Source organism: Streptomyces sp. NPDC048288, assembly GCF_043201555.1.
Lineage (GTDB): Bacteria > Actinomycetota > Actinomycetes > Streptomycetales > Streptomycetaceae > Streptomyces.
Genome location: NZ_JBICZD010000003.1, coordinates 55585 through 79458, shown reverse-complemented (window position 1 = coordinate 79458; position 23874 = coordinate 55585). Strand labels below are relative to the sequence as shown.

Sequence of the window (23874 nt, the reverse complement as noted above, 5' to 3'; positions counted from 1 at the left end):
CTTAAAAGAATCGCGGATCGTCGAAGACACCGGACGCGAGCAGGTAGACGTAGAAGTCGGCGAGCGCCACGCTCACCAACGACGCCCAGGCGAGCTGCATGTGCCGGTTGTTGAGCTTGCCGACGAACTGCCACGCCTTGTAGCGCACGGGGTGTTTGGAGAAGTGCTTGAGCTTGCCGCCGACGATGTGCCGGCAGGAGTGGCAGGACAGGGTGTACGCCCAGATCAGCACGATGTTGACCAGGAAGACGAGGGTGCCGAGGCCCATGTGGCCCCAGTTCTCGTCCGTGTCCCGGAAGGACAGCACCGTGTCGTAGGTCAGCACGCAGGCGACCAGGAGGGCGAAGTAGAAGAAGTACCGGTGGACGTTCTGCAGGATCAGCGGGAAGCGGGTCTCACCGGTGTACTTCGCGTGCGGCTCGGCCACGGCGCAGGCCGGCGGGGACGCCCAGAAGCTGCGGTAGTACGCCTTGCGGTAGTAGTAGCAGGTCAGGCGGAAGCCCAGCGGGAAGATCAGGATGATGATCGCCGGGGAGATCGCCCACCAGCTGCCGAAGAGGTCGGCGTTCGGGCCGGACGGCATGGTCTTGCAGTTCTCGGCCAGACACGGCGAGTAGAACGGCGAGACGTACGGCGCCGAGTAGTAGTGCGCGTTCGAGAAGGCCCGCCACGTCGAGTAGACGACGAACGCGAACAGACCGGCCGCGGTGACGGCGGGTGCCAGCCACCAGCGGTCGGTCCGCAGGTGCGGGGCGGAGATCGCGGCGCGCGTACGGGCACGTACGCCGCCGCTGTTCGGATGTGGTTCCGTACCAGTGGCCAACGGATGACTCCGGTCGGGTCGGGGATCGTGGGCCTGCGGGCGGCGCTCCTACGGTGCGCGCCGGTCGCGGGCGCCGAGACCCTCGTCGTCCGTGTCCGTCCACAGGTTGATGTCGTACGGATCGTCGGAGATGGTGACGAGTTCGGGGCGCTTGCCGGGGACGCCGGAATCGGCCGTCTCCCGCAGCAGTGCCACGCTCTCGCGCAGGTGATCGGCGTCGGCACGGACGCGGCGCATCTCCAGTCCGCCGCTCCCGAGCTGCTGCTCCAGGCGCCCGACGGACCGGTTCAGGTCCTCTAGGCAGCGCTGGACTGACGTCAGGTCGTCGTGCACGGACATGACGTGACCTCACTTCCGGACCCCGTGGTCCTGGGTGGCAACGTTCATGCGCCTGCGAGTGTTGCGCGTCACACCTGCTGATGTGAAGCCATGTGCAGCGATTGGCGGATTGCGCGCCTCCGACGCACGCCCGCACGCGCTCTGTTTGCGCCGGGATTGCGCCGCACGGGTGGGGTTTGGCAGCTCCCGCCGCCGTGTCGTCCCCGGCCGACGGACCCCGTCCATTTCAGTGGGGTCCGTACTTCTGCGTACATGTGATCAACTCCAAAATACCCCCAAATGTGAACAGACCGCACCCGTGTCACGGGGCCTTCCGGAGGTAGCAGAGATGTCTCATCACGGCGTCGGGTCGCGCCCCGTAGGGGCGCGGGACCGTATCGAATGTGCGGCTACCGCCGCGCGGGCGCGACCAGCCACAACGGCGCCGCAGACGAAAACCGGCCCCTCCCGGCACCGCCAGCGCAGCGCCCTCGCGTTTCTCGCGGCCGGCGCCCTCGCCGTGCCCCTCCTCGCCGGCTGTAGCTCCGACGACGAGCAGAGCAAGCCGCTGGCCGTCCAGGACATCGCCGCGGTCGGCCGGGACGTGGTCGCCGAGGGCGGCACCCTGAAGATGGCCGTGGACGCCGTACCGGAGACCCTGAACACCTTCCAGGCCGACGCCGACGCGGGCACCACCCGTATCGCCCAGGCCGTCCTGCCGTCGATGTTCACCATCGACGCCGAGGGCCGCCCGGTCCGTGACCCGGACTACCTGGAGTCCGCGAAGGTCATCGAGACCGAGCCGCGCCAGGTCGTCCTGTACAAGCTGAACCAGCAGGCCGTCTGGAGCGACGGCCGGGAGATCGGCGCCGCCGACTTCGCCGCCCAGTGGCGCGCCCTGTCCGGCAAGGACTCCGCCTACTGGACCGCCCGCAACGCCGGCTACGACCGCATCGGCAAGATCGAGCGCGGCGCCAACGACCTGGAGGTCCGGGTCACCTTCGACCGGCCCTACGCGGACTGGAAGTCGCTGTTCTCCCCGCTGTACCCGAAGGAGGTCATGGGCACCCCGGACGCCTTCAACGACGGCGCCCGCCGGAAGCTCGCGGTCACCGCCGGCCCCTTCCAGGTCGCGAGGATCGACACCGCCAAGAAGGACGTGGCGCTCACCCGCAACCCGCGCTGGTGGGGCCGCCCGGCCAAGCTCGACGAGATCGACCTGCACGCCGTCCCCCGCGAGAAGCGGGCGTCCGCGCTCGCCGACGGCACGGTCGACGTCGCCGACATCGACGCCTCCGAGGCCGAGCGGATCATCATCGCCGGCCGCGAGAAGGGCACCTCGATGCCCCTGCAGGGCGCCGGGAAGACCTCCGCCAAGAAGCTGCGGTCCTGGGCGCTCACCCTCGGCATGCACGAGGAGAAGCTGCCCGACGGGCCGAAGAAGCTCGGCAGGACCATCGCCAAGTGGCTGGAGACCCAGCACGAGCTGCGCGACTTCGACGTCCGCAAGTCGCTGGAGCCCGCCTACACCCAGCTCGCCCTCAACGGCTCCGCCGGCCCCCTCGCCGACGAGCGGGTCCGGCGGGCCGTCGCCCGCGCCCTCGACCGCACGGCCCTCGCCAAGCTGGTGCTCACCCCGCTGGGGCTGCCCGCCGTCCCGGTCGGCAGCCATGTCGCCCTCTCCGGGCAGCCCGCCTACGCCGACAGCAGCGGGGCGATCGGCGGCCTCGACACCCACGAGGCGCAGGCGCTGCTCGCCGACGCCGGGTGGGTGGCCGGCGGCCCGATCAAGGCCGCGGGCAAGGCGGCCGGCGCGGAGACCGAGAAGAAGGGCGCCAAGGGCGACCAGTCCGACGGCGGGCACGACGGGCAGTTCATCGTCGGCGAGGACGACCAGGACCCCGACGGCAAGGACACCCGCGACCACCAGAAGGACCACGCCCACGGGCAGCCCGGGGCGTACGCGCCGAAGGGCACGGCCGCGCCCAGGGGCGTGCAGGCCGCGTCGGCGCCGCTGGCCAAGGACGGCAAGGCGCTGAGCCTCCGGTTCGTGGTGCCCTCCGGGCCGGGGTCGGAGACGCTGCAGTCGGTCGCCGGGCGGATCCGGCAGATGCTGGCGGCGGTCGGGATCCAGGCCGAGATCACCAAGGTCTCCGACGACAGCTACTTCAAGGACCACATCGCCTCCGGCCAGTACGACCTCGCGCTGTACTCGTGGCCGTCGTCCGCGTTCCCGGCGACGGACGCACGGCCGATCTACGCGAAGCCGGTGCCCGCGGCCGACGGGTCGCTGAACGTCGAGCAGAACTACACGCGGGTCGGCACCGACCAGGTGGACCAGCTCTTCGACCAGGCCCTGGGGACGCTGGACGAGGACGAGGCGGACGGGCTGCTGAGGAAGGCGGACTCGCGGATCTGGGCCTCGGCGGGGTCGCTGCCGCTCTACCAGCGGCCGCAGATCGTGGGCGCCCGGAAGGGCCTGGTGAACGTGGGGGCCTTCGGGTTCCAGACACCGGTCTACCAGGACATGGGATACCTGAAGAAGGGCGCGAAGGTGTCGGCGAGCCCGAGCAAGGGGTAGGTCCGAGCAGGGGGCAGGGGAAGCGGATTCGGTGTCGGGTGTGGGTGGATTGTGGCTGGTCGCGCCCACGCGGCGGAGCCGCATATGAATCCGCCCGCGCCCCTTGCGGGGCGGCCCGGCGAGCCTCAGTTACAAAGGCCACGTAACATGGGGTGAGGCCGTGGCGTGTCAAGCCCGGCAGGCCCGCGTCACACGGACGTACGTACAGGGCCTTCTCAATACCCCGGGAGTACGCCGCACCATGGCCACGCGCCACGACATCCGCAACGTCGCCATCGTCGCCCACGTCGACCACGGCAAGACGACCCTCGTCGACGCCATGCTGAAGCAGGCCGGTGCCTTCGCGGCGCACGCCGCCGAGTCGCTCGACGACCGAATGATGGACTCGAACGACCTGGAGCGTGAGAAGGGCATCACGATCCTGGCCAAGAACACGGCCGTGAAGTACCACCCGAAGGATGGCGGCGACGTCATCACCATCAACATCATCGACACCCCGGGCCACGCCGACTTCGGTGGCGAGGTCGAGCGCGGTCTGTCGATGGTGGACGCGGTGGTTCTGCTCGTCGACGCCTCCGAGGGCCCGCTGCCGCAGACCCGCTTCGTGCTGCGCAAGGCCCTCCAGCAGCGCCTGCCCGTCATCCTCTGCATCAACAAGACGGACCGCCCGGACTCCCGGATCGACGAGGTCGTCAACGAGACCTACGACCTCTTCCTGGACCTGGACGCCGACGAGGACCAGATCGAGTTCCCGATCGTCTACGCCTGCGCGCGGGACGGCGTGGCCTCGCTGACCAAGCCGGAGGACGGCACCGTCCCGGCCGACAGCGACAACCTGGAGCCGTTCTTCTCCACCATCCTGTCGCACGTCCCGGCCCCCGAGTACGACGAGACGGCCCCGCTCCAGGCGCACGTCACCAACCTGGACGCCGACAACTTCCTCGGCCGTATCGCGCTGCTCCGCGTCGAGCAGGGCGAGCTGCGCAAGGGCCAGACCGTCACGTGGATCAAGCGCGACGGCACGATGTCCAACGTGCGCATCACCGAGCTGCTGATGACCGAGGCGCTCACCCGCAAGCCCGCCGAGGTGGCGGGCCCGGGTGACATCTGCGCGGTCGCCGGTATCGCGGACATCATGATCGGCGAGACCCTCGCCGACACCGAGAACCCGATCCCGCTGCCGCTGATCACGGTCGACGAGCCGGCGATCTCGATGACCATCGGTACGAACACCTCGCCGCTGGTCGGCCGGGGCGGTACCGGCAAGGGCGCCGACAACAAGGCCGCCGTCAAGGACCGCAAGGTCACCGCCCGCCAGGTCAAGGACCGCCTCGACCGCGAGCTGATCGGTAACGTCTCGCTGCGCGTGCTCGACACCGAGCGTCCGGACGCCTGGGAGGTCCAGGGCCGTGGTGAGCTGGCGCTCGCCATCCTGGTCGAGCAGATGCGCCGCGAGGGCTTCGAGCTGACCATCGGCAAGCCGCAGGTCGTCACCAAGCAGGTCGAGGGCAAGACGTACGAGCCGGTCGAGCGCATGACGATCGACGTGCCGGAGGAGCACATGGGCGCGGTCACGCAGCTCATGGGCGTCCGCAAGGGCCGGATGGACAACATGTCCAACCACGGCTCGGGCTGGGTCCGCATGGAGTTCGTGGTGCCGTCCCGCGGTCTCATCGGCTTCCGTACCGAGTTCCTGACGCAGACCCGCGGTACGGGTATCGGGCACTCCATCCACGAGGGCCACGAGCCCTGGTTCGGTGCCCTGCAGACCCGTAACAACGGCTCGCTCGTCGCCGACCGCTCCGGTGCCGTCACCGCGTTCGCGATGACGAACCTCCAGGAGCGCGGTGTGCTGTTCACCGACCCCGGCACCGAGGTGTACGAGGGCATGATCGTCGGCGAGAACTCGCGCTCCGACGACATGGACGTGAACATCACCAAGGAGAAGAAGCTCACGAACATGCGGTCGTCCTCGGCCGACTCGTTCGAGGCGATCGTCCCGCCGCGCAAGCTCTCCCTGGAGCAGTCGCTGGAGTTCTGCCGTGACGACGAGTGCGTCGAGGTGACCCCGGAGGCCGTTCGCATCCGCAAGGTGAACCTGGACGCCCGCGAGCGGGCCCGCGCCGCCAGCCGCGCCAAGCACGGCTGATCGCAGGACGCCTGAGCCCGGGTGCCCCCATGATGGGGGTGCCCGGGCTTTTTGCAACCCGTTTTCCGATGGACAGCAGGCGGGCGATCTTCAGCCATTGTCCGAAATGCGGAGATCCGCGCCCGATAGCCATGTAACAAGTCCGTTTCGCGGCCTTCTCCCGTCGAACGCTTTGTCCATTTTTCGGAAGAACTAGGCGCCAGCTGTGACTGAATTGAGATTTAAAGACAGTGGTCGGCACCTGGCTCATGGCAGATAGTTAGCCGCGTAGCGCTCGGGTCAATGGGTCTCGCGCTGTGGGGACAGCGCCCGACTCACGAGCACCAGGGGGTGTCTGACCCTCCGTCAGGGGTGTCGGAGGGTGAGGACGGAACCTCCTGTTGGTGAACACGTGAAGTCATGAGGAGAAGTCCCATGTGCAGTGTCACAGGCACCAGGTGGATTCCGTCACCCGTCGTGTCCGGTCACCCTTGTTCGTCCGGTGGTTGGTCCTGAAGAAGCGGTCGGCCCTCTAGCGCCGCCGTACGCCTACGCGCGTCCGGCTGCGGGCTTCTCCCGTACCCCGGGGGCGCCCTGACGCTTCATCAGAACATGCCTCCGCGGCCGCGCCGACCCCGGCCGGCCGCCGGTTCGGCACATCCACACCTGTGAATTGGACGAACTGTGACAAGTCCTACGGACATTGAGGGCGGCGGGAGGCCGGCCGCCGTCGACGGCGGTCCGCGGCCCGACGCGAAGACCGAGGTCAAGCAGCTGGAAGGCCGGTCTCCGGGCCAGCTGATGTGGATGCGCTTCAAGCGCGACCGCAGCGGCGTCATCTCCGCCTACGTCGTGGGCTTCTTCTTCCTGATCGCCGTGCTCGCACCGCTGATCTCGAAGCTGTACGGCAAGAACCCGTACACCGTCTACGCGGACGAACGTCCCGAACTCTTCGACAGCGCGGGCGTGCCGATCCAGCCCAACGGCGGTATCAGCAGCCAGTTCTGGTTCGGTCTCGAACCGGGCAACGGCTACGACGTGTTCACCAAGCTGATCTACGGCATCCGGACCTCGCTGATGATCTCCGTGGCGGTGACGCTCGCGACCGTGCTGACGGGCATCCTGCTGGGCATCGCGGCCGGCTACCTCGGCGGCAGGACCGACTACTGGATCGGGCGGGTCATCGACTTCCTGCTCGCCTTCCCCGCGCAGCTGTTCTTCATCGCCAGCATGCCCGTCGTGGTCTCGCTCTTCGTGAGCCCGCGCGACGAGACCCCCACCTATGTGCGGGTGGTCGCCCTGATCCTGGTGCAGTGGTTCCTCGGCTGGATGGGGCTCGGCCGCATCCTGCGCGGCACCTCGCTCGCACTGCGGGAACGGGAGTTCATCGAGGCGGCCAAGGTCACCGGGGCATCGCCCTGGCGGATCATCAGCAAGGAGATCCTGCCGAACCTCGTCACCCCGATCCTCGTCCAGTCGACGTACATGCTGCCGGGGTTCGTGACGGCGGAGGCCGGACTGTCCTATCTCGGGGTGGGCATCGTCGAACCCACCCCGGACTGGGGCCAGATGTTCGCCAAGGCCTCCACAGAGCTGGTCCTGCAGAACGACATCACCTACATGTTCTTCCCCGGCGTCTCGATGATCATCTTCATCGTGGCCTTCAACCTGCTCGGGGACTCGGTCCGTGACGCGTTCGACCCCAAGACGGCGCGCTGACCGATCGCTCGTGGGCGTCCTCGCCCGGATACCGCACGGCAATTCCCTTTGTGCACCGGTGACACGGAGATAGGTGGAAATTCAGTGATGAGTAGGGGCGGACGCCACGCATACACGGTGGTCTCAGTGCTCGCGGCCGGAGCTCTCGTGCTCACCGGTTGCAGCAAGGGCGGCAGTGATGCGAGCGACGACAGCAAGAAGGACCAGGACAACGCCAAGGCGCAGCAGGCGGCCATCAAGTTCGGCGACGCGGCGGACTCCACGGGACCCGCGAAGCAGGTGCCGGGCGCCAAGAGCGGCGGCAAGATGGAGGTGCTCCAGCGTGACAGCTACGCGCACCTCGACCCGGCCCAGATCTACGTCTCCGACGAGGGATCCCTCGCGAACCTGATCCACAGAGGGCTGACGGGCTACAAGTCGACCGACGACAAGGGCGTGGGCCACGAGGTCGTCGGCGACCTCGCGACCGACTCCGGCACCACCACCGACGGCGGCAAGACCTGGAAGTACACCCTCAAGGACGGCATCAAGTTCGCCGACGGCACGCCGATCACCTCGGCGGACTTCCGGCAGACCTACGAGCGGCTCTTCGCGCCGTTCATCAACCAGGGCCCGACCTACCTCCAGCAGTGGCTGGCCGACACCACCGGCGCCGACTACCGCAAGCTGCTGCCGGACGGCCCGTACAAGGGCAAGCACCTGCCGGACAGCATCCTGGAGACGCCGGACGCCAAGACCATCGTCTTCCACTTCAAGACCGCCCACCCCGACCTGCCGTACGCCCTCGCCATGGCGGGCTACGCGGTGGTGTCCAAGAAGGGCGACACCCAGGCGAAGTACGACAAGAGCCCGGTCACGAGCGGCCCGTACAAGATCCAGTCGTTCAAGTCCGGCAAGTCGATGGTCCTGGTGAAGAACACCAACTGGGACCCGAAGACCGACCCGATCCGCAACCAGTACGTGGACGAGTTCGACTTCACCTTCAACCAGCAGTTCGAGACGTCCACGAAGGCCCTCCTCGCGGACAGCGGCGCCGACCAGACCGGCGTCAGCTTCAACAACCAGGTCGACGCGGGCAACCTGTCCAAGGTCCTCAGCGACACGACCCTCAAGGCCCGTACGGTCGCCGGCTACCAGCCGTACGTGGGCCAGATGAACATCAACATGAACCACATCAAGGACAAGAAGATCCGTGAGGCCATCGCGTACGCGCTGCCCATCACGCCGTTCATCCGCGCCTACGGCGGCAACGACGCCATGGAGGTGGCCGGCGGTTTCATCTCCCCGACCGTCACCGGCTACGACGCCAAGTTCGACCCGTTCGGCAAGAAGGCCAAGCCGGCCGGCGACCCGGACAAGGCCAAGAAGCTCCTCACGGAGGCCGGCAAGGTCGGCATGAAGCTGACCTTCGGCTACATCAACACCCCTGAGGGCCAGCAGTACTCCACCGCCATGGCGGCCGGTCTGGAGAAGGCCGGCTTCAACGTCCAGCGCCAGGAGATCCCGGCCGAGACGTACTACGACCAGATCGGCAAGGTCGACAACAACTACGACATCTACCACACCGCCTGGGGCGCCGACTGGCCGTCCGCCTCGACCGTGATCCCGCCGCTGTACGACGGCCGCGCGATCGCCGACGGCTCGCCGAACTACTCGCACGTCAACGACACCAAGGTCAACAGCGACATCGACGCCGCCAACGCGCTCACCGACCCGGCCAAGTCGGCCGCGGCCTGGGAGAAGATCGACAAGTACCTGCTCACCGACGTCGTGAACGCCGTTCCGACCGCGTACTACAAGCAGGTCCAGATCGCCGGCTCCAAGGTCGGCGGGCTCGTGTACGACAACGTGATCGGCGGCATCGACCCGCGTCGCCTCTACATCAAGTAACCGCCGCCGTCGGTCCGGTACCCGGTACGTCCGTCCGCCCCGCGCGGGTGACGGCGTACCGGGTACCGCCCGGCCCGCCGACGCGAGAGAGCTGCCCCTGTCATGCTGCGTTTCCTCGTCCGCCGGACCCTCGGTGCGATCGTCATCCTCTTCCTGCTGAGCATCGTCACGTTCCTGCTGTTCTTCGGGATGCCCCGGGACCCGGCGCTGCTGATGTGCGGCAAGACGTGCAACCCGACGTCGCTCGCGAACATCCACCATGTGCTCGGCCTCGACAAGTCGATCCCCGAGCAGTACGGGATCTTCCTGCACAACCTGGTACTGGGCAGCAACCAGTTCGACCAGGGCCCCTGCCCCGCCCCGTGCTTCGGGTACTCGTACCACACCAACGACCCGGTCTGGCAGACGCTCATGGACCGGCTGCCCACCACGGTCTCGCTCACCCTGGGCGGTGCGGTCTGCTTCCTGATCATCGGTCTCGGCACCGGCCTCACGGCCGCCTGGAAGCGCGGCACACTGATCGACAAGACCGCCACCGCCGGGGCGATGGTGCTCAGTTCGATGCAGATCTACTTCCTCGGCCCGCTCGCGCTGGCCGTCCTCGTCTACCAGACCCACTGGTTCGACAAACCGGCGTACAACAACTTCACCGCCGACCCCGTCACCTGGTTCGCCGGGCTGATCATCCCCTGGGTGGTGCTCTCCACGATCTTCGCCGCGCAGTACACCCGTATGGCGCGCTCGGCGATGATCGAACAGCTCCAGGAGGAGCACGTCCGCACCGCCCGCGCGAAGGGCATGTCCCGGCGGTACGTCTTCTTCCGCTACGCCTGGCGCGGCTCGCTGATCCCGATCGTCACCATCTTCGGCATCGACCTGGGCTCCCTGCTCGGCGGCGCCATCATCACCGAGTACACCTTCGGCCTGCCGGGCCTCGGCCAGCTCGCCGTGCAGTCGGTGTTCTTCAGCGACCTGCCCCTGCTGCTCGGCGTGATGCTGTTCTCGGCCGCCATGATCCTGCTCTTCAACATCATCGTCGACGCGGCCTACGCGTTCATCGACCCGCGTGTCCGGCTGGCCTAGGCCGGACAAGAGGAGAACCGTCGTGACCACTCTGACCAAGGGCGCCGGCACCCCCGTACCGGCCGACGCGGGCAGCTTCCTCTCGGTGCGGGATCTGCACGTCAGCTTCAAGACCGAGGACGGCGTGGTACGGGCCGTGGACGGCCTCTCCTTCGACGTGGAGCGGGGCCGCACCCTCGGGATCGTCGGCGAGTCGGGCTCCGGGAAGTCGGTCACCAACCTGACCGTCCTCGGCCTGCACAACCCGCAGTTCACCACCGTCGAGGGCGAGATCCTGCTGGACGGGCAGGAGTTGATCACCGCCCGCGAGTCCGAGATGGAGAAGCTGCGCGGCAACAAGGTCGCCATGATCTTCCAGGACCCGCTCACCGCGCTGTCGCCGTACTACACCGTCGGCCGGCAGATCGCCGAGCCGTTCATGAAGCACCGGGGCGCCTCCAAGCGGGCGGCCTGGGAGCGGGCGGTCGAGATGCTCGACAAGGTCGGCATCCCCAACCCGAAACAGCGGGCCAAGGACTACCCGCACCAGTTCTCCGGCGGTATGCGCCAGCGCGCGATGATCGCCATGGCCCTGGTCTGCGACCCCGACCTGCTGATCGCCGACGAGCCGACCACCGCCCTGGACGTGACCGTCCAGGCGCAGATTCTCGACCTGCTCAAGGACCTGCAACAGGAGTTCGGATCGGGCATCATCTTCATCACCCACGACCTGGGGGTGATCGCCGACATGGCCGACGACATCATGGTGATGTACGCGGGCAGCGCGGTGGAGCGCGGTTCGATGGACGAGGTCCTGCGCGCGCCCCAACACCCGTACACCTGGGGCCTGCTGAACTCGATGCCCCGCCTGGACTCCGACCTGTCCACCCCGCTGAGCCCCATCCCCGGCTCCCCGCCGTCGCTGCTGAGCCCGCCGAGCGGCTGCCGTTTCCACCCCCGCTGCACCTTCCAGGACCGGGTCGGCGGCGCCCGCTGCGTCACCGAACGCCCGCTGCTCGCCCCCGACCGCTCCTCGGCCTGCCACCTCACCGCGGACCAGAAGCACACCATCTTCCTCGAAGAGATCAAGCCCCGTCTGGGCTAGGAGACGACACGTCATGACCCAGGACACGGTCCTTCCCGCCCCCCGCGAGGCCGCCGCCGGAGAACCCCTGCTGGAGGTCTCCGGTCTCACCAAGTACTTCCCGGTCAAGGGTGGCTTCCCGGTCCGGCGCACGGTCGGGCACGTCCAGGCCGTCGACGGCATCGACCTGACCGTGCGGGTCGGGGAGAGCTTCGGCCTGGTCGGCGAGTCGGGCTGCGGCAAGTCGACGACCGGTCGGCTGATCACCCGCCTGCTGGAGCCGACCAGCGGCTCGATCTCCTACCGCGGCCAGGACATCAGCCACGCCTCGCGCCGCCAACTGGCCCCGATCCGCTCCGAGATCCAGATGATCTTCCAGGACCCGTACTCGTCCCTCAACCCCCGCCAGACGGTCGGCAAAATCATCTCCGGCCCCATGGAGATCAACGGCATAGAACCGGACGGCGGCCGCGAAAAGCGAGTCCGCGAACTCCTTGAAATCGTCGGCCTCAACCCGGAGCACTACAACCGCTTCCCGCACGAGTTCTCCGGCGGCCAGCGCCAGCGCATCGGCGTCGCCCGCGCCCTCGCCCTCGAACCGAAGCTGATCGTCGCCGACGAGCCCGTCTCGGCCCTGGACGTCTCCATCCAGGCCCAGGTGGTCAACCTCCTCCAGGAGGTACAGCGGGAACTGGGCATCGCGTTCCTCTTCATCGCCCACGACCTGGCGGTGGTACGACACTTCTCGCAGCGCGTCGCGGTGATGTACCTCGGCAAGATCATCGAGGTCGGCGACCGGGAGGCCATCTACAACCGCCCCCGCCACCCCTACACCCACGCCCTGCTCTCCGCCGTACCCGAGGTCAACCTCACGGCCGAACCCGACGCGGCCGGCCGCGAACGCATCCGCCTCGCCGGAGACGTCCCGTCCCCGATCTCCCCGCCCTCCGGCTGCCGCTTCCGCACCCGCTGCTGGAAGGCCCAGGACAAGTGCGCCACCGAGGAACCCCCACTGGTCCGCATCTCCGGCAACCACGACGGCCACCTCACCGCCTGCCACTTCCCGGAGGACCCCACCACCGAGGCCCGCGCCGAGGACATCGTGCTGGACCCGGCGCTGGCGGCGCTGGAGGAGGACTAGTGCCGCATCGGGCAACCTTCGCCCTGTGGAGCACGGTGGTTGTCAGTAGGCTGTGGTCAGCCGTCGCGGGCAAAGGCGTGGTGGGAAATCCGCTTCAATCCTCGAGATTGTGACCGCAAGGTCTGAGCCGGTTCGAGTCCGGTAGCCCGCGACGGTGCGGTACTGTCCCGGAGCAGCGCACGCGGCATGCCGGTGGCGAAGAGCGCCGAGGTGACCTTCGCCAGGCGCTCTACCCGAACTGCAAGGGTGGCCTGGGCGGTCGGGGTGGCCGGCCCGGACCCTTCAAACCTTCACTCTTCCGGAACGCCGGGAGATCGAGAAGAACGCCATGTCCAGGTCGGTCGAGCACGGCCACAAGGAACCGGGCAGCATGATCCGCCGTCACATCATCCGGCGGAACGAACACGCCGCCGACGAATGCCTCCCCGTCATGGATGGAAGCGCCACCGGCCTTCCGAAACGACATCCAGCTTGCCGTCCCTGACGCGGACGGCCGTCTCGTCGTCGATGAAGTAGATCGGGAAGTCCGCCCGCGCGGCGATGCGATCAGCCCAGGCGTCGTCCCGCTCGGGGAAATGCGGCGAGTACAGGTGGGGCTTGAGATACCAGTCGAAGAGGCCGAACGGCGGCTCCACGGTCGTCGCGCCGAGCACGTGGAGGTCCGCGGTGTCCCCGATGACGTCGGCGGAGTGTCCGGTGAGATGACGGCTGAAGATCATTGATCCGGCACTGACCCCCACATAGACCCGGTTCTCCAGCGCCTCCAGGAAGCCGTCGGCCAGGCCGTTGCCGGTGATGCTGCGCGCGAGATGGTAATGGCTGCCGCCCTCGACATGGATGACGTCGGCGTGGAGCAGCCGGTCGAGCACCATCTGCCGGGGCAGGCCGTTCAGTTCAAGGACGTCGAACTCCCGCCAGCCGAGGCCGTGCAGCCGGTTCATGTCCTCGAGGATCCACCCGTGGTCCCCGGGCTCGGCGAATGACGCCGTGGGAACGTACACGAGGTTCGCCGATCCGAACGGCTTTCCCAGCATGTCCCGCAGCGCGTCCCGCAGCGCCTCGTTGCGCAGGCCACTCGCAGTCAACAGAAAGTTCATCGGGCGAGCCAAGCACGCTTGACGGGCGCGCGCAAAGAACTCAGGATCCCCCCGTACCGTCGTGGCATCGCCATCGTAAAATCTGCCGGCACCTGGTCAGCGGCCACCCTCTGGACCGGACACCTCAGGCCCCGGGGCAGTCGAGACCGTGATCGACCGGACAAGTCCTAGCCGGGGCGTGCGACGGTGATGATCTCCGGGCAGCGCGGGGACAGCGGCCCGCGCCCCCAGTCGCCGTACTGCTCGACGACCTCCAGCCCGGCGCCGGCGAGGTAGCCGGAGAGGCTGTCGGCGCCGAGGAAGCGCAGGGTGGAACGGGACACCCGGGGCTGGGACCAGGGTCCGCCCTCATAGGTCTCCGTGAAGGTCACCCGGTCCCCGTTGGGGGTCCCCTCGACCTCGTGCCAGACCCGGACCGGCCGCTCATTGGCGTCGGTTACCCGGTGTACGCGGTCAGGGGTCCAGCGCTCCCACGCCCGCGCGGCCGGGTTCCGGGTCTCGAACACGAACCGTCCGGTGGGGGACAGCGCGGCGCGTACGGCGGCCAGCGCGGCCCGCAACTCCTCGTCGCCGAGCAGTTCCTGGAAGGCGTGACCGGTCATCACGACGAGGTCGAACCCCTCGGTCTCCCAGTGCCGGGTCCGCAGATCGCCGAGCACCCACTCGACGGCGTCTTCCCCGCGCCGCGCCTGCACCAGCATCGCGGCTGCCGGGTCCAGCCCCATCAGCCGCCCCTCGTGTCCCTCCCCACGCGCCCGCCGCAGCAGCCGGCCGGTACCGCAGCCGACATCGAGCACGGAGCCGGCCGACATCACCAGATCCAGGTAGAAGTCGTCACCCGGCCCCCACGGGTTCAGGCTGTCGTAGAGCGCGGCGAGTGAAAGATCCGCGAACGAATGATCGACCACCGCGGCAGTGTGGCACATGATGTTGAACGAGGGGCCGAGAAACGGCTTTCTTCTTGACTTTCTATCAACTTCCTGTGCGGCGGGGGTCTTTGAGCGCCGCGAGGAAGGGGGCGAAGGCCGAGGTGGGGAAGGTGAGGGTGGCGGCGGTGGGGGTTTTGGAGTCGCGGAGGGATATGTGGGCGGGGGAGGCGGCGATCTCCACGCAGGCGTTGCCGTCGCCGCTCCCGGAGTAGGAGGACTTGCGCCAGTTGGGCAGGGTGGTCACTGTGCGCCTCACAGTTCCTTGAGCAGCCTGTGGATGAGGTCACGCGATCGTGCGGGGTCGAGTGACGCCCCCTCAACTCTACGGAAGAGTGTTCGGAAGACCCCGAGTTGTGCTTCGGCGTCGATGAAGAGGGAGCCGTGGGGGCCGTCGCGCACCACGGTGTCCAACTTGGGGACGTCTCCGCCGGAGTAGGCCATGGCGGCGGTGATGTCGGCGAAGTCCTCCAGCTCGAAGGGGATGACGCGCACCGTCACATGGTCTGCTTCCGAAAGCTCCAGGATGTGAGCCAGCTGGGTCAGGTTGGCGGCACGGCCCCCCACTCTGATCCGCAACGCCGCCTCGTGCACCAGCGTCTCGTACGGCACGGGGTCCGCACGCTCGATGATGACCCGTCGCCGCATTCGATGGCGGACACGCAACTCGGTCTCGTGCGGAGGCAGTTCGGGAAGGCGGCGGGAGAACAGTGCCCGCGCGTAGTCCGCGGTCTGAAGCAGGCCCGGGATATGCAGAAAGTCCACGTCCCAGCGGTGGGCCGCGTGGTACTCCAGCTCGGACAGGTCCAGGAACGGGGTGGGCAGCAGCCCCCGGTACTCCTCCCACCAGCCCTTGGTGCGGTCCGTCGCCATGGTCGCCAGAGCGTCGATCAGCTCATGGTCCGAGCAGGCGTAGTTGGCCGCCAGTCGGCGCAGCCGGTCCTCGCTGACACCGGTGATGCCCGCCTCGATCTGGCTCATCTGGACGGAGTTCACCCCGAGCAGGCTCGCCGCCTCCGTTGCCTTGAGCCCTGCGGCTTCGCGGAGCTTCCGCAGCTCGGCACCTAGTCGTACCTGACGTGCGGTGGGGTGCCGTCGTGCCGGCAACGCGTCCCCCTTCGTTCAACTGCCCTGGTGAGCCCGACTCGTTCGGAGTCAGAATACGCGACCGGCTTGCTCGGACTGAAATTTATGCCCTACGTTCGGTGACGTAACGAGCGCGCTGCGGAAGTGCACCGCAGGGTCATGCGGCGATGCCACCGCGCGTGAAATCCCATCCATCGCCCCGGAGTTGATGACACATGCCCGAATCCTGGGACTACACGCTCTCCGTCCCCAACGACCTCAGAGCGGTCACCGTCTGCCGCCGTACCCTCCGCCTGATCCTGACGTTGCACGGCCTGATCGGCCTCGCCGACACGGCGGAACTGCTGGCGGCGGAGCTGGTGTCGAATGCCGTACGGCACACGAAGGGGCCGGCCGCGCTGAGGGTCCGGCGCTCCCCGGAGGGCGTGGTGTGGATCGGGGCGTGGGATGCGGATCCCGTGCCTCCGGAGCCGCCTGGGTCGTTGGAGGGGGTGACGGGGCTCGAAGAGGCGGGGCGGGGGTTGGGGCTGGTGGTGGCGTGTGCCGACTGCTGGGGCTGGCAGCCGTCCGCTCGGTTCGGGGAGCGGGGCAAGTACGTGTGGTGTGAGTTGGGGGTGGCGTGATGGTGGGGACGACGCACGAGTCGTTGCACCGGATCTTCCAGAAGGACCCGGGGCTGCTGACCAAGGCCCTGCAGAAGGTGCTGGGTGTCGAGTTTCCCGAGCCTCGGGAGATCGCGGCGATGAACGTGGACCTGACGGAGATCGAGCCGGTCGAGCGCCGGGTGGACACGTTGCTGCGGGCGGAGACGGAGGAGAAGACGTATCTCCTGGTCGTCGAGTCGCAGGGAAAGACGGACGACCGGAAACGGGGGAGCTGGCCGTACTACCTCGCGTACCTGCATGAGAAGTACCGGTGTGAGCCGGTGCTGATCGTGATCACGCAGAGCAGCGCGACGGCGAAGTGGGCGTCGCGCCCCATCCAGCTGGGCTTCCCGGGGTGGGAGTCGCTGATCGTGCGTCCGTTGGTGTTGGGGCCGGACAACGTGCCGGTGATCGCGGACGAAGGTGAGGCGGTGGCGGATCCATCCCTTGCGGTGCTGTCGGCCATGACGCACGGCAAGGGGAGGAACGCGGCGGCCATACTGGAATCGGTGGCAGCCGCCCTGAAAACCCTTGACAGTGACAGTGCCGCGGCCTTCGCGCAGTTCGTCGACTCGTGCCTGGCTGATTCCCGGGCGAAGCAGATGTGGAGGGACCTGATGACGGACATCCAGTACTTCTGGCGGCATCCGCTGGCGGAGCAGGTGCGGGAGGAAGGGCGGGAGGAAGGGCGCGAGGAAGGCCGCCAGGAAGGGCGGGAGCAAGGGCGGGCCGAGGCCAAGGCCGAGACGGTTCTTCAGATCTTGCAGTGGCGCGGGATTCCGGTGAGCCTGTCCGTCCGCGAGCGGGTGAAGGCCTGTACGGAGTTGGACCGGCTTGAGGTCTGGGCCCGGCGTGCGCTCCAGGTCGCGGATTCCGCGGAGCTGTTCGGCGAGGAGTGACCGGAGGGTAGTGTGCCGGTCCGTGCCTGTCGCTGAGCGCGTTCCTTCCTTACTGCGCAACGGCGGGTTCGTCCGTCTGGCGCTGGCCCGGATCATCTCCGTCCTGGGGAACGGGTTCGCCCGGATCGCACTCGCCTTCGCGGTGCTCTCGCTGCCGGGCGCAAGCCCGGGAGAACTGTCGCTCGTCGTGGCCTGCCAGGCGGTTCCGCAGCTCGTGCTGGTCCTGGTGGGAGGGGTGATCGCCGACCGGGTCTCCCGTTCCGGGCTGATGGCCGCGGCGGATGTGCTGGGTGCCCTCTCCTACGGTGGACTCGCGGCCATGGTGCTCGGCGGCCACGCCCCTGTCGCGGCGCTGTGCGCGCTGGCCGTCACGGCGGGAATCGCATCCGCCCTCTTCGGGCCCGCGATGGACGGGGTCGTCCCGCAGCTGGTGCCGGTCGAGGCGCTCCAGCGGGCCAACGGCCTGTTGCGGGTCGGCACCAACACGTCACTGCTGCTGGGACTGGCCCTGTCGGGTGTCACCGTCGCATGGGTCGGTGCAGGTTGGGCGCTGGCTCTCAACGGTCTGTCCTTCGTGGTCAGCGCCGCTCTCACGGTCTCCCTGCGGTTGAGCCGGCGTCCACGGAAGTCCGCCTCGGGCTGGGCCGATCTGCGTGAGGGCTGGCGGGAGTTCGCCTCCCGACAGTGGCTGTGGGTGGTCGTCGTCCAGTTCTCCCTGGTGGTCGCCGCCATGAACGCCAATGCCGGCGTACTGGGACCGCTGGCGGCGCGTACCCACTTCGGCGGGGCCCGCGCCTGGTCGCTGGTGGTGGCCGCGCAGGCCCTGGGGTCCGTGGCGGGTGCCGGGATCGCGGCCCGCGCCCGTGTCGGTCGGCCGATCCTGGCAGCGGTGCTGTTCACCCTGCCCGCCGCCCTGCCCCCAGCCCTCCTCGGGGCCGGAGCATCTCTGTGGACGGTTGCCGGGGGAGCCTTCGCGGCCGGTGTCAGCCTGGACTTCTTCGGGGTGCTGTGGTCCACGACCATCCAGCGAGAGGTGCCCGAGGAGGCTCTGTCCCGGGTCAGTTCCTACGACTGGTTCGGCTCTCTCGCCCTTGCCCCGCTCGGCCTCGCCCTGGCCGGACCCGCCGCCGACGCCTTCGGCACCGACCACATGCTGGTGGTCTGCGCCGTCCTGATCGTCGTAGCCACCCTCGCCGCGCTGCTGTCTCCCGGGGTGCGGTCGCTGCGGGCGTCGGATGCGAACGAGCCGGTTCCCGCCTCGGACGTCTCCGTCCGGGACCAGGAGGCACCGCGCCCCTCCGAGGGTGTCGAGAGGGAATGAAGAAAGGCCCGCACCGGGGAAGGTGCGGGCCGATCTCCCCTGGAGCGGACGTTCAGGGCTCGGGTCAATGGGCCGGTGAAAGTCCGTTCCGCAGGCGGCGGCTGACGAAAGGGGTGTGTCAGGCCGCTGCCTCGGGGTCCTTGGCGAGGCGCGGGGCGGGAACCGTGTCCTGCACCTCCGGGTAGTGGCAGGCGGTCAGGTGACCGGCCTTGTTGCCGTCGGCCTGGACCAGCGGCGGGGCCTCCGTCGCGCACTTCTCCGTGGCCTTCCAGCAACGGGTGCGGAAGCGGCAGCCGGACGGCGGGTTGATCGGCGACGGCACGTCTCCGACCAGGCGGATGCGCTCGCGCGGCTCCGCCTCCACCGTCGCCTCGGGTACGGCGGACAGCAGGGCACGGGTATAGGGGTGGCGCGGGTTGTCGTACAGGTCTTCGCGATCGGCGATCTCGACGATCTTACCGAGGTACATGACCGCGACGCGCTGTGAGAAGTGCCGCACGATCGCGAGGTCGTGGGCGATGAAGACGAACGCGATGCCCAGTTCCTTCTGGACCTTCTGGAGAAGGTTGACGACCTGGGCCTGGATGGAGACGTCCAGGGCCGAGACCGGCTCGTCGGCGACGATCAGTTTCGGTTCGAGGGCGAGCGCGCGGGCCACGCCGATGCGCTGGCGCTGGCCGCCGGAGAACTCGTGCGGGAAGCGGTTGAAGTGCTCCGGGTTGAGGCCGACGATCTCCAGGAGTTCACGGACGCGGTTCTCGCGACCGCCCGGCGGGTTGATGCCGTTGATCTCCATCGGGCCGGAGATGATCTTGCCGACGGTGTGGCGGGGGTTCAGCGAGGCGTACGGGTCCTGGAAGATCATCTGGATCTCGGAGCGGACCGGCGCCAGTTCCCGGCGGCTGGCGTGGGTGATGTCCTGGCCCCGGTAGCTGACCTTGCCGGCCGTCGGCTCCAGCAGGCGGGTGATCAGCCGGCCGGTCGTCGACTTGCCGCAGCCCGACTCGCCGACCAGGCCCAGGCTCTCGCCCTCGGAGACCTGGAAGTCCAGCCCGTCCACGGCTTGGACCGCGCCGACCGTGCGCCGGATCGGGAAGCCGCCCTTGATCGGGAAGTGTTTGGTCAGCCCGGAGACGTCCAGGAGGGGAGTGGTGTTGCTCATGGTGGTGAAATCCCGTCTCTTGTACGTCAGTGGCCCTTGGCCGCGGCCAGGTCGGCGAGGTACTCGGTGCGCTGCTCCTGGGTCAGGTGGCAGGCGCTGCCCCGGCCGTCCGCGATCTGCAGGACCGGGCTCTCCGTGGCGCACCGGTTGCCGCCGACCTTCTCGACGAAGGCGCAGCGCGGGTGGAAGCGGCAGCCGGAGGGCGGGTTGAGGAGCGAGGGCGGGGAACCCGGGATCGGGTTCAGCGGGACGTCCACCGGGCCGTCCAGGCTCGGCATGGAGCCCAGCAGACCCCAGGTGTAGGGGTGCTGCGGGCTGCGCAGCACCTCCTCCTTCGTGCCGCGCTCCACGCACCGGCCGCCGTACATGACCAGCACCTCGTCGGCGATGTCCGCGATCACACCCAGGTCGTGGGTGATGAAGATGATCGCGGTGCCGAACTCCTGCTGGAGGTCCTTGAGGAGGTCCATGATCTGGGCCTGGACCGTCACGTCGAGCGCGGTGGTCGGCTCGTCGGCGATCAGCAGCTCGGGGTCGCAGACCAGCGCCATGGCGATCATCGCGCGCTGGCGCATACCGCCGGAGAACTCGTGCGGGTAGTTGTCCACCCGGCTCTCCGGCTGCGGGATCCCGACCCGCCGGAGCATCTCGATCGCCCGCTCCCGGGCCTCCTTCTTGGAGGCGCCCTTGTGCTTGCGGTACACCTCGCCGATCTGCGCACCGATGGTGTGGTACGGCGACAGCGAGGCCAGGGCGTCCTGGAAGATCATCGCCATCTTGTTCCCGCGGAGCTTCTCCAGCGTCTTCTCCGGAGCGCCGTTCAGCTCCTGGCCGTCCAGCTCGATGGAGCCGTCGACCGTGGTGCTGTCCGGGTTGTGCAGTCCCAGGATGGTCAGGTTGGTGACCGACTTGCCGGACCCCGACTCGCCCACGATGCCGAGCGTCTTGCCGCGCATGAGGTCGAAGGAGAGGCCGTCGACGGCCTTGACGACGCCGTCCTCGGTCGAGAAGTGCACCTTCAGATCCTTGACGGACAGGAAGGGCTGCTGATCGGTGCTCGTCACGGGGACGCTCCAGAGGGGGTGATGCGGGGGGTCGCGAGGGGTAGCGAGGGGCGGTGCGGGGTCAGGCGAGCCGGATCCGCGGGTCGATGAGGCCGTAGACGGCGTCCACGATGATGTTGGCGATCACCACGAAGGACGACGTGATCACCATGATGCCGAGCAGCATGGGCAGGTCGTTGGTCTGCACCGACTTCACGGACAGCAGGCCGATGCCCTGGAGGCTGAAGGTGTACTCGGTGATCATCGCGCCGCCGAGCAGGGTGCCCAGGTCGATGCCGAAGATCGTGATGATCGGGGCCATCGCGCCGCGCCAGGCGAAGCGGAAGAAGACGTTGCGCCGCGACATGCCCTTGGCCCGGGCGGTGCGCACGTAGTCCTCGGTGAGTGTCTCGACCAGCTGGGAGCGCGTCATACGCGTGTAGTTGGCGGTCCAGATCAGGGCCAGCACCAGCCACGGCACCAGGAGACCGTTGGCCCAGGAGAGCGGGTCGTCGAGGAAGCCGTTGTACGACGGCTGGTCGAGGATGTGGAACTGGTACACGAGGAAGTACAGGGCCAGCGGGCCGACGAAGTAGATCTGCATCGACGAGGCGATCAGGGACGCGCTGCTGGCGATCTTGTCGAGGGCCTTGCCCTGCTTGACCGCGGCGAGCATGCCGGCGCCGATACCGAAGATGAGGAACACCACGGCGGAGCCGAGGGCGAGCGAGACCGTCGTCGGGAACCGGTCCGCGATCGTGGAGAGCACGGGCTCGCGGTTGACGAAGGAGTAGCCCAGGCACGGGGCGTTGCAGTGACCGAAGCCCGGGTATTCGCGCCCCAGGAAGATGCCCGTGATCCAGTGCCAGTACTGGACCGGCAGGGCCTCATCGATTCCCATGTTGTGGCGGATCAGCTGGAGCGTCTCCGGCGTGCAGAGCTTGCCGCAGGCCATCCGCGCCGGGTCACGAGGCACCGCATAGAAAAGCATGAAGGTGATCGCGCTGATGATGAACAGCGTGATCACGGCGCCGAGGACTCGGCGGACGAGGAAGCGAAACATGGGGAGTGGCTTTCCTGGGAGGGCCGTCGTGCGGATCGGGCCGTGCCGGGGTGACCGGAGGTCCGGTGGACGAGCCGAGGGTGGGGCGGCCGGTGACCGCCCCACCTCTCAGGTGATGGATCAGGCCTTGACGTACAGCTTGTAGAGCATGCAACCGTCGAAGTTCGGGTCCATCTTCACGTTGCCGAGCTTGGAACCGTGCAGGTACAGACGGCGCATGTAGACGTCCGGGATGAACGCGCCGGTCTCGGTGACCTGCTTGTCCAGGGCGGCCCACATGGCGTTGGCCTTGTCGTTGTCGGTCTCGGCGGTGGCGGCCTTGATGGCGGCGTCGACGGCCGAGTCCTTGAGGTGCGAGTAGTTCGAGCCGCCGTCGGCGATCGCCTTGCTGTCGAACAGCGGCTGGAAGACCGAGTAACCGGTCGGCCAGTCGGAGGACCAGCCACCCCAGTAGATGTCGTACGGGTTGGCGACCTTGCCGGTCTGGTCGTACCAGGTGGTGGAGTCGATGCCCTTGGAGACGACGTCGAAGCCGGCCGCCTTGAGGGCGTTCTCCACGACGACCTTGATCTTCGCCTGGGTCGGGTCCTGCTGGTACGCGTAGACGATCTTGGTTCCGGTCTTGCCGGCCTTCTGCAGGATCTTCTTCGCGGCCGCAGTGTCGCCCGCCGGGTTCTTCAGCTTGCCCCAGACGTCCTGCGACTTGTAGCCGGCGACGAGCGGGCTCATGATGCCGGTCGCGTAGTCACCGCGGACCGAGCCACCCTGCAGCTGACGGATCGCGGCGGTCGGCCAGGCCTTGATGATGGCCTCGCGGACGTCCTTGTCCTCGACCCGGGTGGTGTTGATCCAGTAGACGCTGACGCCGCTGCTCAGACCCTGGAAGATGCGGTCCTTGGCGTCGGTCTGGGCCTTCTGGACGCGCTCCTGCGGGATGGTGCGCCACGAGACGGCGTACTGGTCGTTGCCGGAGTCGGCCAGCAGCCGGTCGATCGCCGTGAGCTGCTCGATGCCGAAGGAGAAGTCGAACTCGTCCGGGTAGGCGTTGCGGATCGGGTCCGTGCTCGCGTCCCAGTGCTCGTTGCGGACGAGCACCATCGACTTGTCCGTGTCGTGCGACTTGACCTTGTAGGGGCCGTTCGAGAACGGCTTCTTGTCGTAGTTCTGCTTGGTGTCGTGCTTCACCGGGGTCGGTGCGTACGACTGCATCGCGACGACGTAGTTGAAGTCGGGGCGAGCCTCGGCGAGGTGGAAGGTGATGGTCTTCCCGCTCGTCGTGATCGACTTCAGGTGCTTACCCGAGTACGGACCCGAGTAGGACTTGCGGTAGTCGGTGGAGCCGGTCAGCCACGACTGGACGTACATGGCGCCCTCAGTGATGTAGCTGGCGAAGGCACGCTCGAAACCGTGGCGGACGTCATCGACGGTGACGTCGGAGCCGTCCTCCCACTTGACGCCGTCCTTCAGGGTGAAGGACCAGGTCTTGCCGCCGTCCTTCATGGTGCCCGTGTCGGTGGCGAGGTCGCCGACGAGGGTCTGGGAACCGTCGTCCGCGACCTTGTAACCGGTCAGGGCGCGGTTGATGACGACGACCGCGAGGGAGTTCCAGGCGTAGTAGACCCGCTGCGGGTCCAGGTGCGAGAAGTCGTCGTCGTTCAGAAGGTAGACCTTGCCGCCCTTCTTCGCGCCGGAGACCTCGGGAGCCGGGCCCTTGGAGTCCTCCGCCGTGCCGATCTTGACCGTGGTGGTCTGGGCCTTGGCGGCCTCCTGCTTGCCACCGCCGGAGCCACCGCTGGAGTCACCGCTGCTGCACGCGGTCAGCACGGAGCCTGCCGCGGCGGCGACACCGGTGGCTATCAGGAAGTTTCTGCGCGAGAAAGACATCGC

At 68.0% G+C, this 23874-nt stretch carries 20 protein-coding genes; 10 read left to right on the top strand and 10 right to left on the bottom strand.

From position 1 onward, the window contains the following. Position 1: 1 nt before the first annotated feature. Both ACGFZS_RS11655 and ACGFZS_RS11650 read right to left on the bottom strand, forming a co-directional pair. Positions 2 to 823: a hypothetical protein gene (locus ACGFZS_RS11655; protein WP_393794933.1), complete on the bottom strand. Its 822-nt coding sequence runs from the start codon at positions 821 to 823 to the stop codon at positions 2 to 4. Between the two features lie 48 nt (positions 824 to 871). Further along, complete coding sequence (locus ACGFZS_RS11650; RefSeq protein ID WP_393794932.1) at positions 872 to 1162, bottom strand: hypothetical protein; 291 nt, start codon at positions 1160 to 1162, stop codon at positions 872 to 874. Positions 1163 to 1490: 328 nt separating this feature from the next. Here ACGFZS_RS11650 and ACGFZS_RS11645 point away from each other — a divergent pair, with 328 nt between their 5' ends. From ACGFZS_RS11645 to ACGFZS_RS11615, 7 genes are all read left to right on the top strand, one after another. Then, complete coding sequence (locus tag ACGFZS_RS11645; RefSeq protein WP_393794931.1) at positions 1491 to 3722, top strand: ABC transporter family substrate-binding protein; 2232 nt, start codon at positions 1491 to 1493, stop codon at positions 3720 to 3722. A gap of 241 nt (positions 3723 to 3963) precedes the next feature. Continuing rightward, entirely contained in the window at positions 3964 to 5871 is a 1908-nt protein-coding gene (typA, locus tag ACGFZS_RS11640; protein WP_359222826.1) for a translational GTPase TypA, read from the top strand. Positions 5872 to 6534: 663 nt separating this feature from the next. Beyond that, entirely contained in the window at positions 6535 to 7569 is a 1035-nt protein-coding gene (locus ACGFZS_RS11635; protein ID WP_393794930.1) for an ABC transporter permease, read from the top strand. An 87-nt stretch (positions 7570 to 7656) separates the two neighbouring features. Further along, positions 7657 to 9459, top strand: coding sequence for an ABC transporter substrate-binding protein (locus ACGFZS_RS11630; RefSeq protein WP_393794929.1), 1803 nt, complete (start codon positions 7657 to 7659; stop codon positions 9457 to 9459). 102 nt (positions 9460 to 9561) lie between these two features. Beyond that, positions 9562 to 10542 (top strand): ABC transporter permease, encoded by a 981-nt coding sequence (locus tag ACGFZS_RS11625; RefSeq protein ID WP_359222820.1) that lies wholly within the window; start codon positions 9562 to 9564, stop codon positions 10540 to 10542. A gap of 22 nt (positions 10543 to 10564) precedes the next feature. Continuing rightward, positions 10565 to 11626 (top strand): ABC transporter ATP-binding protein, encoded by a 1062-nt coding sequence (locus tag ACGFZS_RS11620; RefSeq protein ID WP_393542193.1) that lies wholly within the window; start codon positions 10565 to 10567, stop codon positions 11624 to 11626. Positions 11627 to 11639: 13 nt separating this feature from the next. Then, positions 11640 to 12746 (top strand): ABC transporter ATP-binding protein, encoded by a 1107-nt coding sequence (locus ACGFZS_RS11615; RefSeq protein ID WP_393794928.1) that lies wholly within the window; start codon positions 11640 to 11642, stop codon positions 12744 to 12746. Positions 12747 to 13174: 428 nt separating this feature from the next. Here ACGFZS_RS11615 and ACGFZS_RS11610 read toward each other — a convergent pair whose 3' ends face one another. From ACGFZS_RS11610 to ACGFZS_RS11595, 4 genes are all read right to left on the bottom strand, one after another. After that, the gene (locus ACGFZS_RS11610; protein WP_393795455.1) at positions 13175 to 13843 is read right to left on the bottom strand and encodes a Type 1 glutamine amidotransferase-like domain-containing protein; all 669 of its coding nucleotides are present in this window, start codon (positions 13841 to 13843) and stop codon (positions 13175 to 13177) included. 167 nt (positions 13844 to 14010) lie between these two features. Further along, the gene (locus ACGFZS_RS11605) at positions 14011 to 14751 is read right to left on the bottom strand and encodes a class I SAM-dependent methyltransferase (RefSeq protein ID WP_393794927.1); all 741 of its coding nucleotides are present in this window, start codon (positions 14749 to 14751) and stop codon (positions 14011 to 14013) included. 64 nt (positions 14752 to 14815) lie between these two features. After that, positions 14816 to 15016, bottom strand: coding sequence for a DUF397 domain-containing protein (locus tag ACGFZS_RS11600; protein WP_393795454.1), 201 nt, complete (start codon positions 15014 to 15016; stop codon positions 14816 to 14818). Between the two features lie 8 nt (positions 15017 to 15024). Then, entirely contained in the window at positions 15025 to 15876 is an 852-nt protein-coding gene (locus tag ACGFZS_RS11595; protein ID WP_393794926.1) for a helix-turn-helix domain-containing protein, read from the bottom strand. Between the two features lie 194 nt (positions 15877 to 16070). Between ACGFZS_RS11595 and ACGFZS_RS11590 the strand changes: the two genes are divergently transcribed. Genes ACGFZS_RS11590 through ACGFZS_RS11580 form a run of 3 tightly spaced genes read left to right on the top strand, consistent with a single transcriptional unit; the run spans position 16071 to position 18719 of the window. Beyond that, positions 16071 to 16478 (top strand): ATP-binding protein, encoded by a 408-nt coding sequence (locus ACGFZS_RS11590; RefSeq protein ID WP_393794925.1) that lies wholly within the window; start codon positions 16071 to 16073, stop codon positions 16476 to 16478. Beyond that, on the top strand, positions 16478 to 17398 hold the full coding sequence (locus tag ACGFZS_RS11585; protein ID WP_393794924.1) for a hypothetical protein: 921 nt from the start codon (positions 16478 to 16480) through the stop codon (positions 17396 to 17398). The genes ACGFZS_RS11590 and ACGFZS_RS11585 overlap by 1 nt, the downstream gene beginning before the upstream one ends. A gap of 22 nt (positions 17399 to 17420) precedes the next feature. Continuing rightward, positions 17421 to 18719, top strand: coding sequence for an MFS transporter (locus tag ACGFZS_RS11580; RefSeq protein ID WP_393794923.1), 1299 nt, complete (start codon positions 17421 to 17423; stop codon positions 18717 to 18719). A gap of 118 nt (positions 18720 to 18837) precedes the next feature. On the opposite strand, the gene ACGFZS_RS11575 is transcribed toward ACGFZS_RS11580, so the two are convergent. From ACGFZS_RS11575 to ACGFZS_RS11560, 4 genes are all read right to left on the bottom strand, one after another. Beyond that, positions 18838 to 19881, bottom strand: coding sequence for a dipeptide ABC transporter ATP-binding protein (locus ACGFZS_RS11575; RefSeq protein WP_355724696.1), 1044 nt, complete (start codon positions 19879 to 19881; stop codon positions 18838 to 18840). A gap of 26 nt (positions 19882 to 19907) precedes the next feature. Next, entirely contained in the window at positions 19908 to 20945 is a 1038-nt protein-coding gene (locus tag ACGFZS_RS11570) for an ABC transporter ATP-binding protein (RefSeq protein WP_393794922.1), read from the bottom strand. A gap of 61 nt (positions 20946 to 21006) precedes the next feature. Beyond that, on the bottom strand, positions 21007 to 21987 hold the full coding sequence (locus ACGFZS_RS11565) for an ABC transporter permease (RefSeq protein WP_355724702.1): 981 nt from the start codon (positions 21985 to 21987) through the stop codon (positions 21007 to 21009). 120 nt (positions 21988 to 22107) lie between these two features. After that, on the bottom strand, positions 22108 to 23871 hold the full coding sequence (locus ACGFZS_RS11560; RefSeq protein WP_393794921.1) for an ABC transporter substrate-binding protein: 1764 nt from the start codon (positions 23869 to 23871) through the stop codon (positions 22108 to 22110). Between the last annotated feature and the right edge of the window lie 3 nt (positions 23872 to 23874).

Bases quoted from the DNA above. Each gene is read 5' to 3' on its own strand.
- ACGFZS_RS11650 (WP_393794932.1), bottom strand. From the start codon at position 1,162: ATGTCCGTGCACGACGACCTGACGTCAGTCCAGCGCTGCCTAGAGGAC.
- ACGFZS_RS11645 (WP_393794931.1), top strand. From the start codon at position 1,491: ATGTCTCATCACGGCGTCGGGTCGCGCCCCGTAGGGGCGCGGGACCGT.
- typA (WP_359222826.1), top strand. From the start codon at position 3,964: ATGGCCACGCGCCACGACATCCGCAACGTCGCCATCGTCGCCCACGTC.
- ACGFZS_RS11630 (WP_393794929.1), top strand. From the start codon at position 7,657: ATGAGTAGGGGCGGACGCCACGCATACACGGTGGTCTCAGTGCTCGCG.
- ACGFZS_RS11625 (WP_359222820.1), top strand. From the start codon at position 9,562: ATGCTGCGTTTCCTCGTCCGCCGGACCCTCGGTGCGATCGTCATCCTC.
- ACGFZS_RS11615 (WP_393794928.1), top strand. From the start codon at position 11,640: ATGACCCAGGACACGGTCCTTCCCGCCCCCCGCGAGGCCGCCGCCGGA.
- ACGFZS_RS11610 (WP_393795455.1), bottom strand. From the start codon at position 13,843: ATGAACTTTCTGTTGACTGCGAGTGGCCTGCGCAACGAGGCGCTGCGG.
- ACGFZS_RS11590 (WP_393794925.1), top strand. From the start codon at position 16,071: ATGCCCGAATCCTGGGACTACACGCTCTCCGTCCCCAACGACCTCAGA.
- ACGFZS_RS11585 (WP_393794924.1), top strand. From the start codon at position 16,478: ATGGTGGGGACGACGCACGAGTCGTTGCACCGGATCTTCCAGAAGGAC.
- ACGFZS_RS11575 (WP_355724696.1), bottom strand. From the start codon at position 19,881: ATGAGCAACACCACTCCCCTCCTGGACGTCTCCGGGCTGACCAAACAC.
- ACGFZS_RS11565 (WP_355724702.1), bottom strand. From the start codon at position 21,987: ATGTTTCGCTTCCTCGTCCGCCGAGTCCTCGGCGCCGTGATCACGCTG.
- ACGFZS_RS11560 (WP_393794921.1), bottom strand. From the start codon at position 23,871: ATGTCTTTCTCGCGCAGAAACTTCCTGATAGCCACCGGTGTCGCCGCC.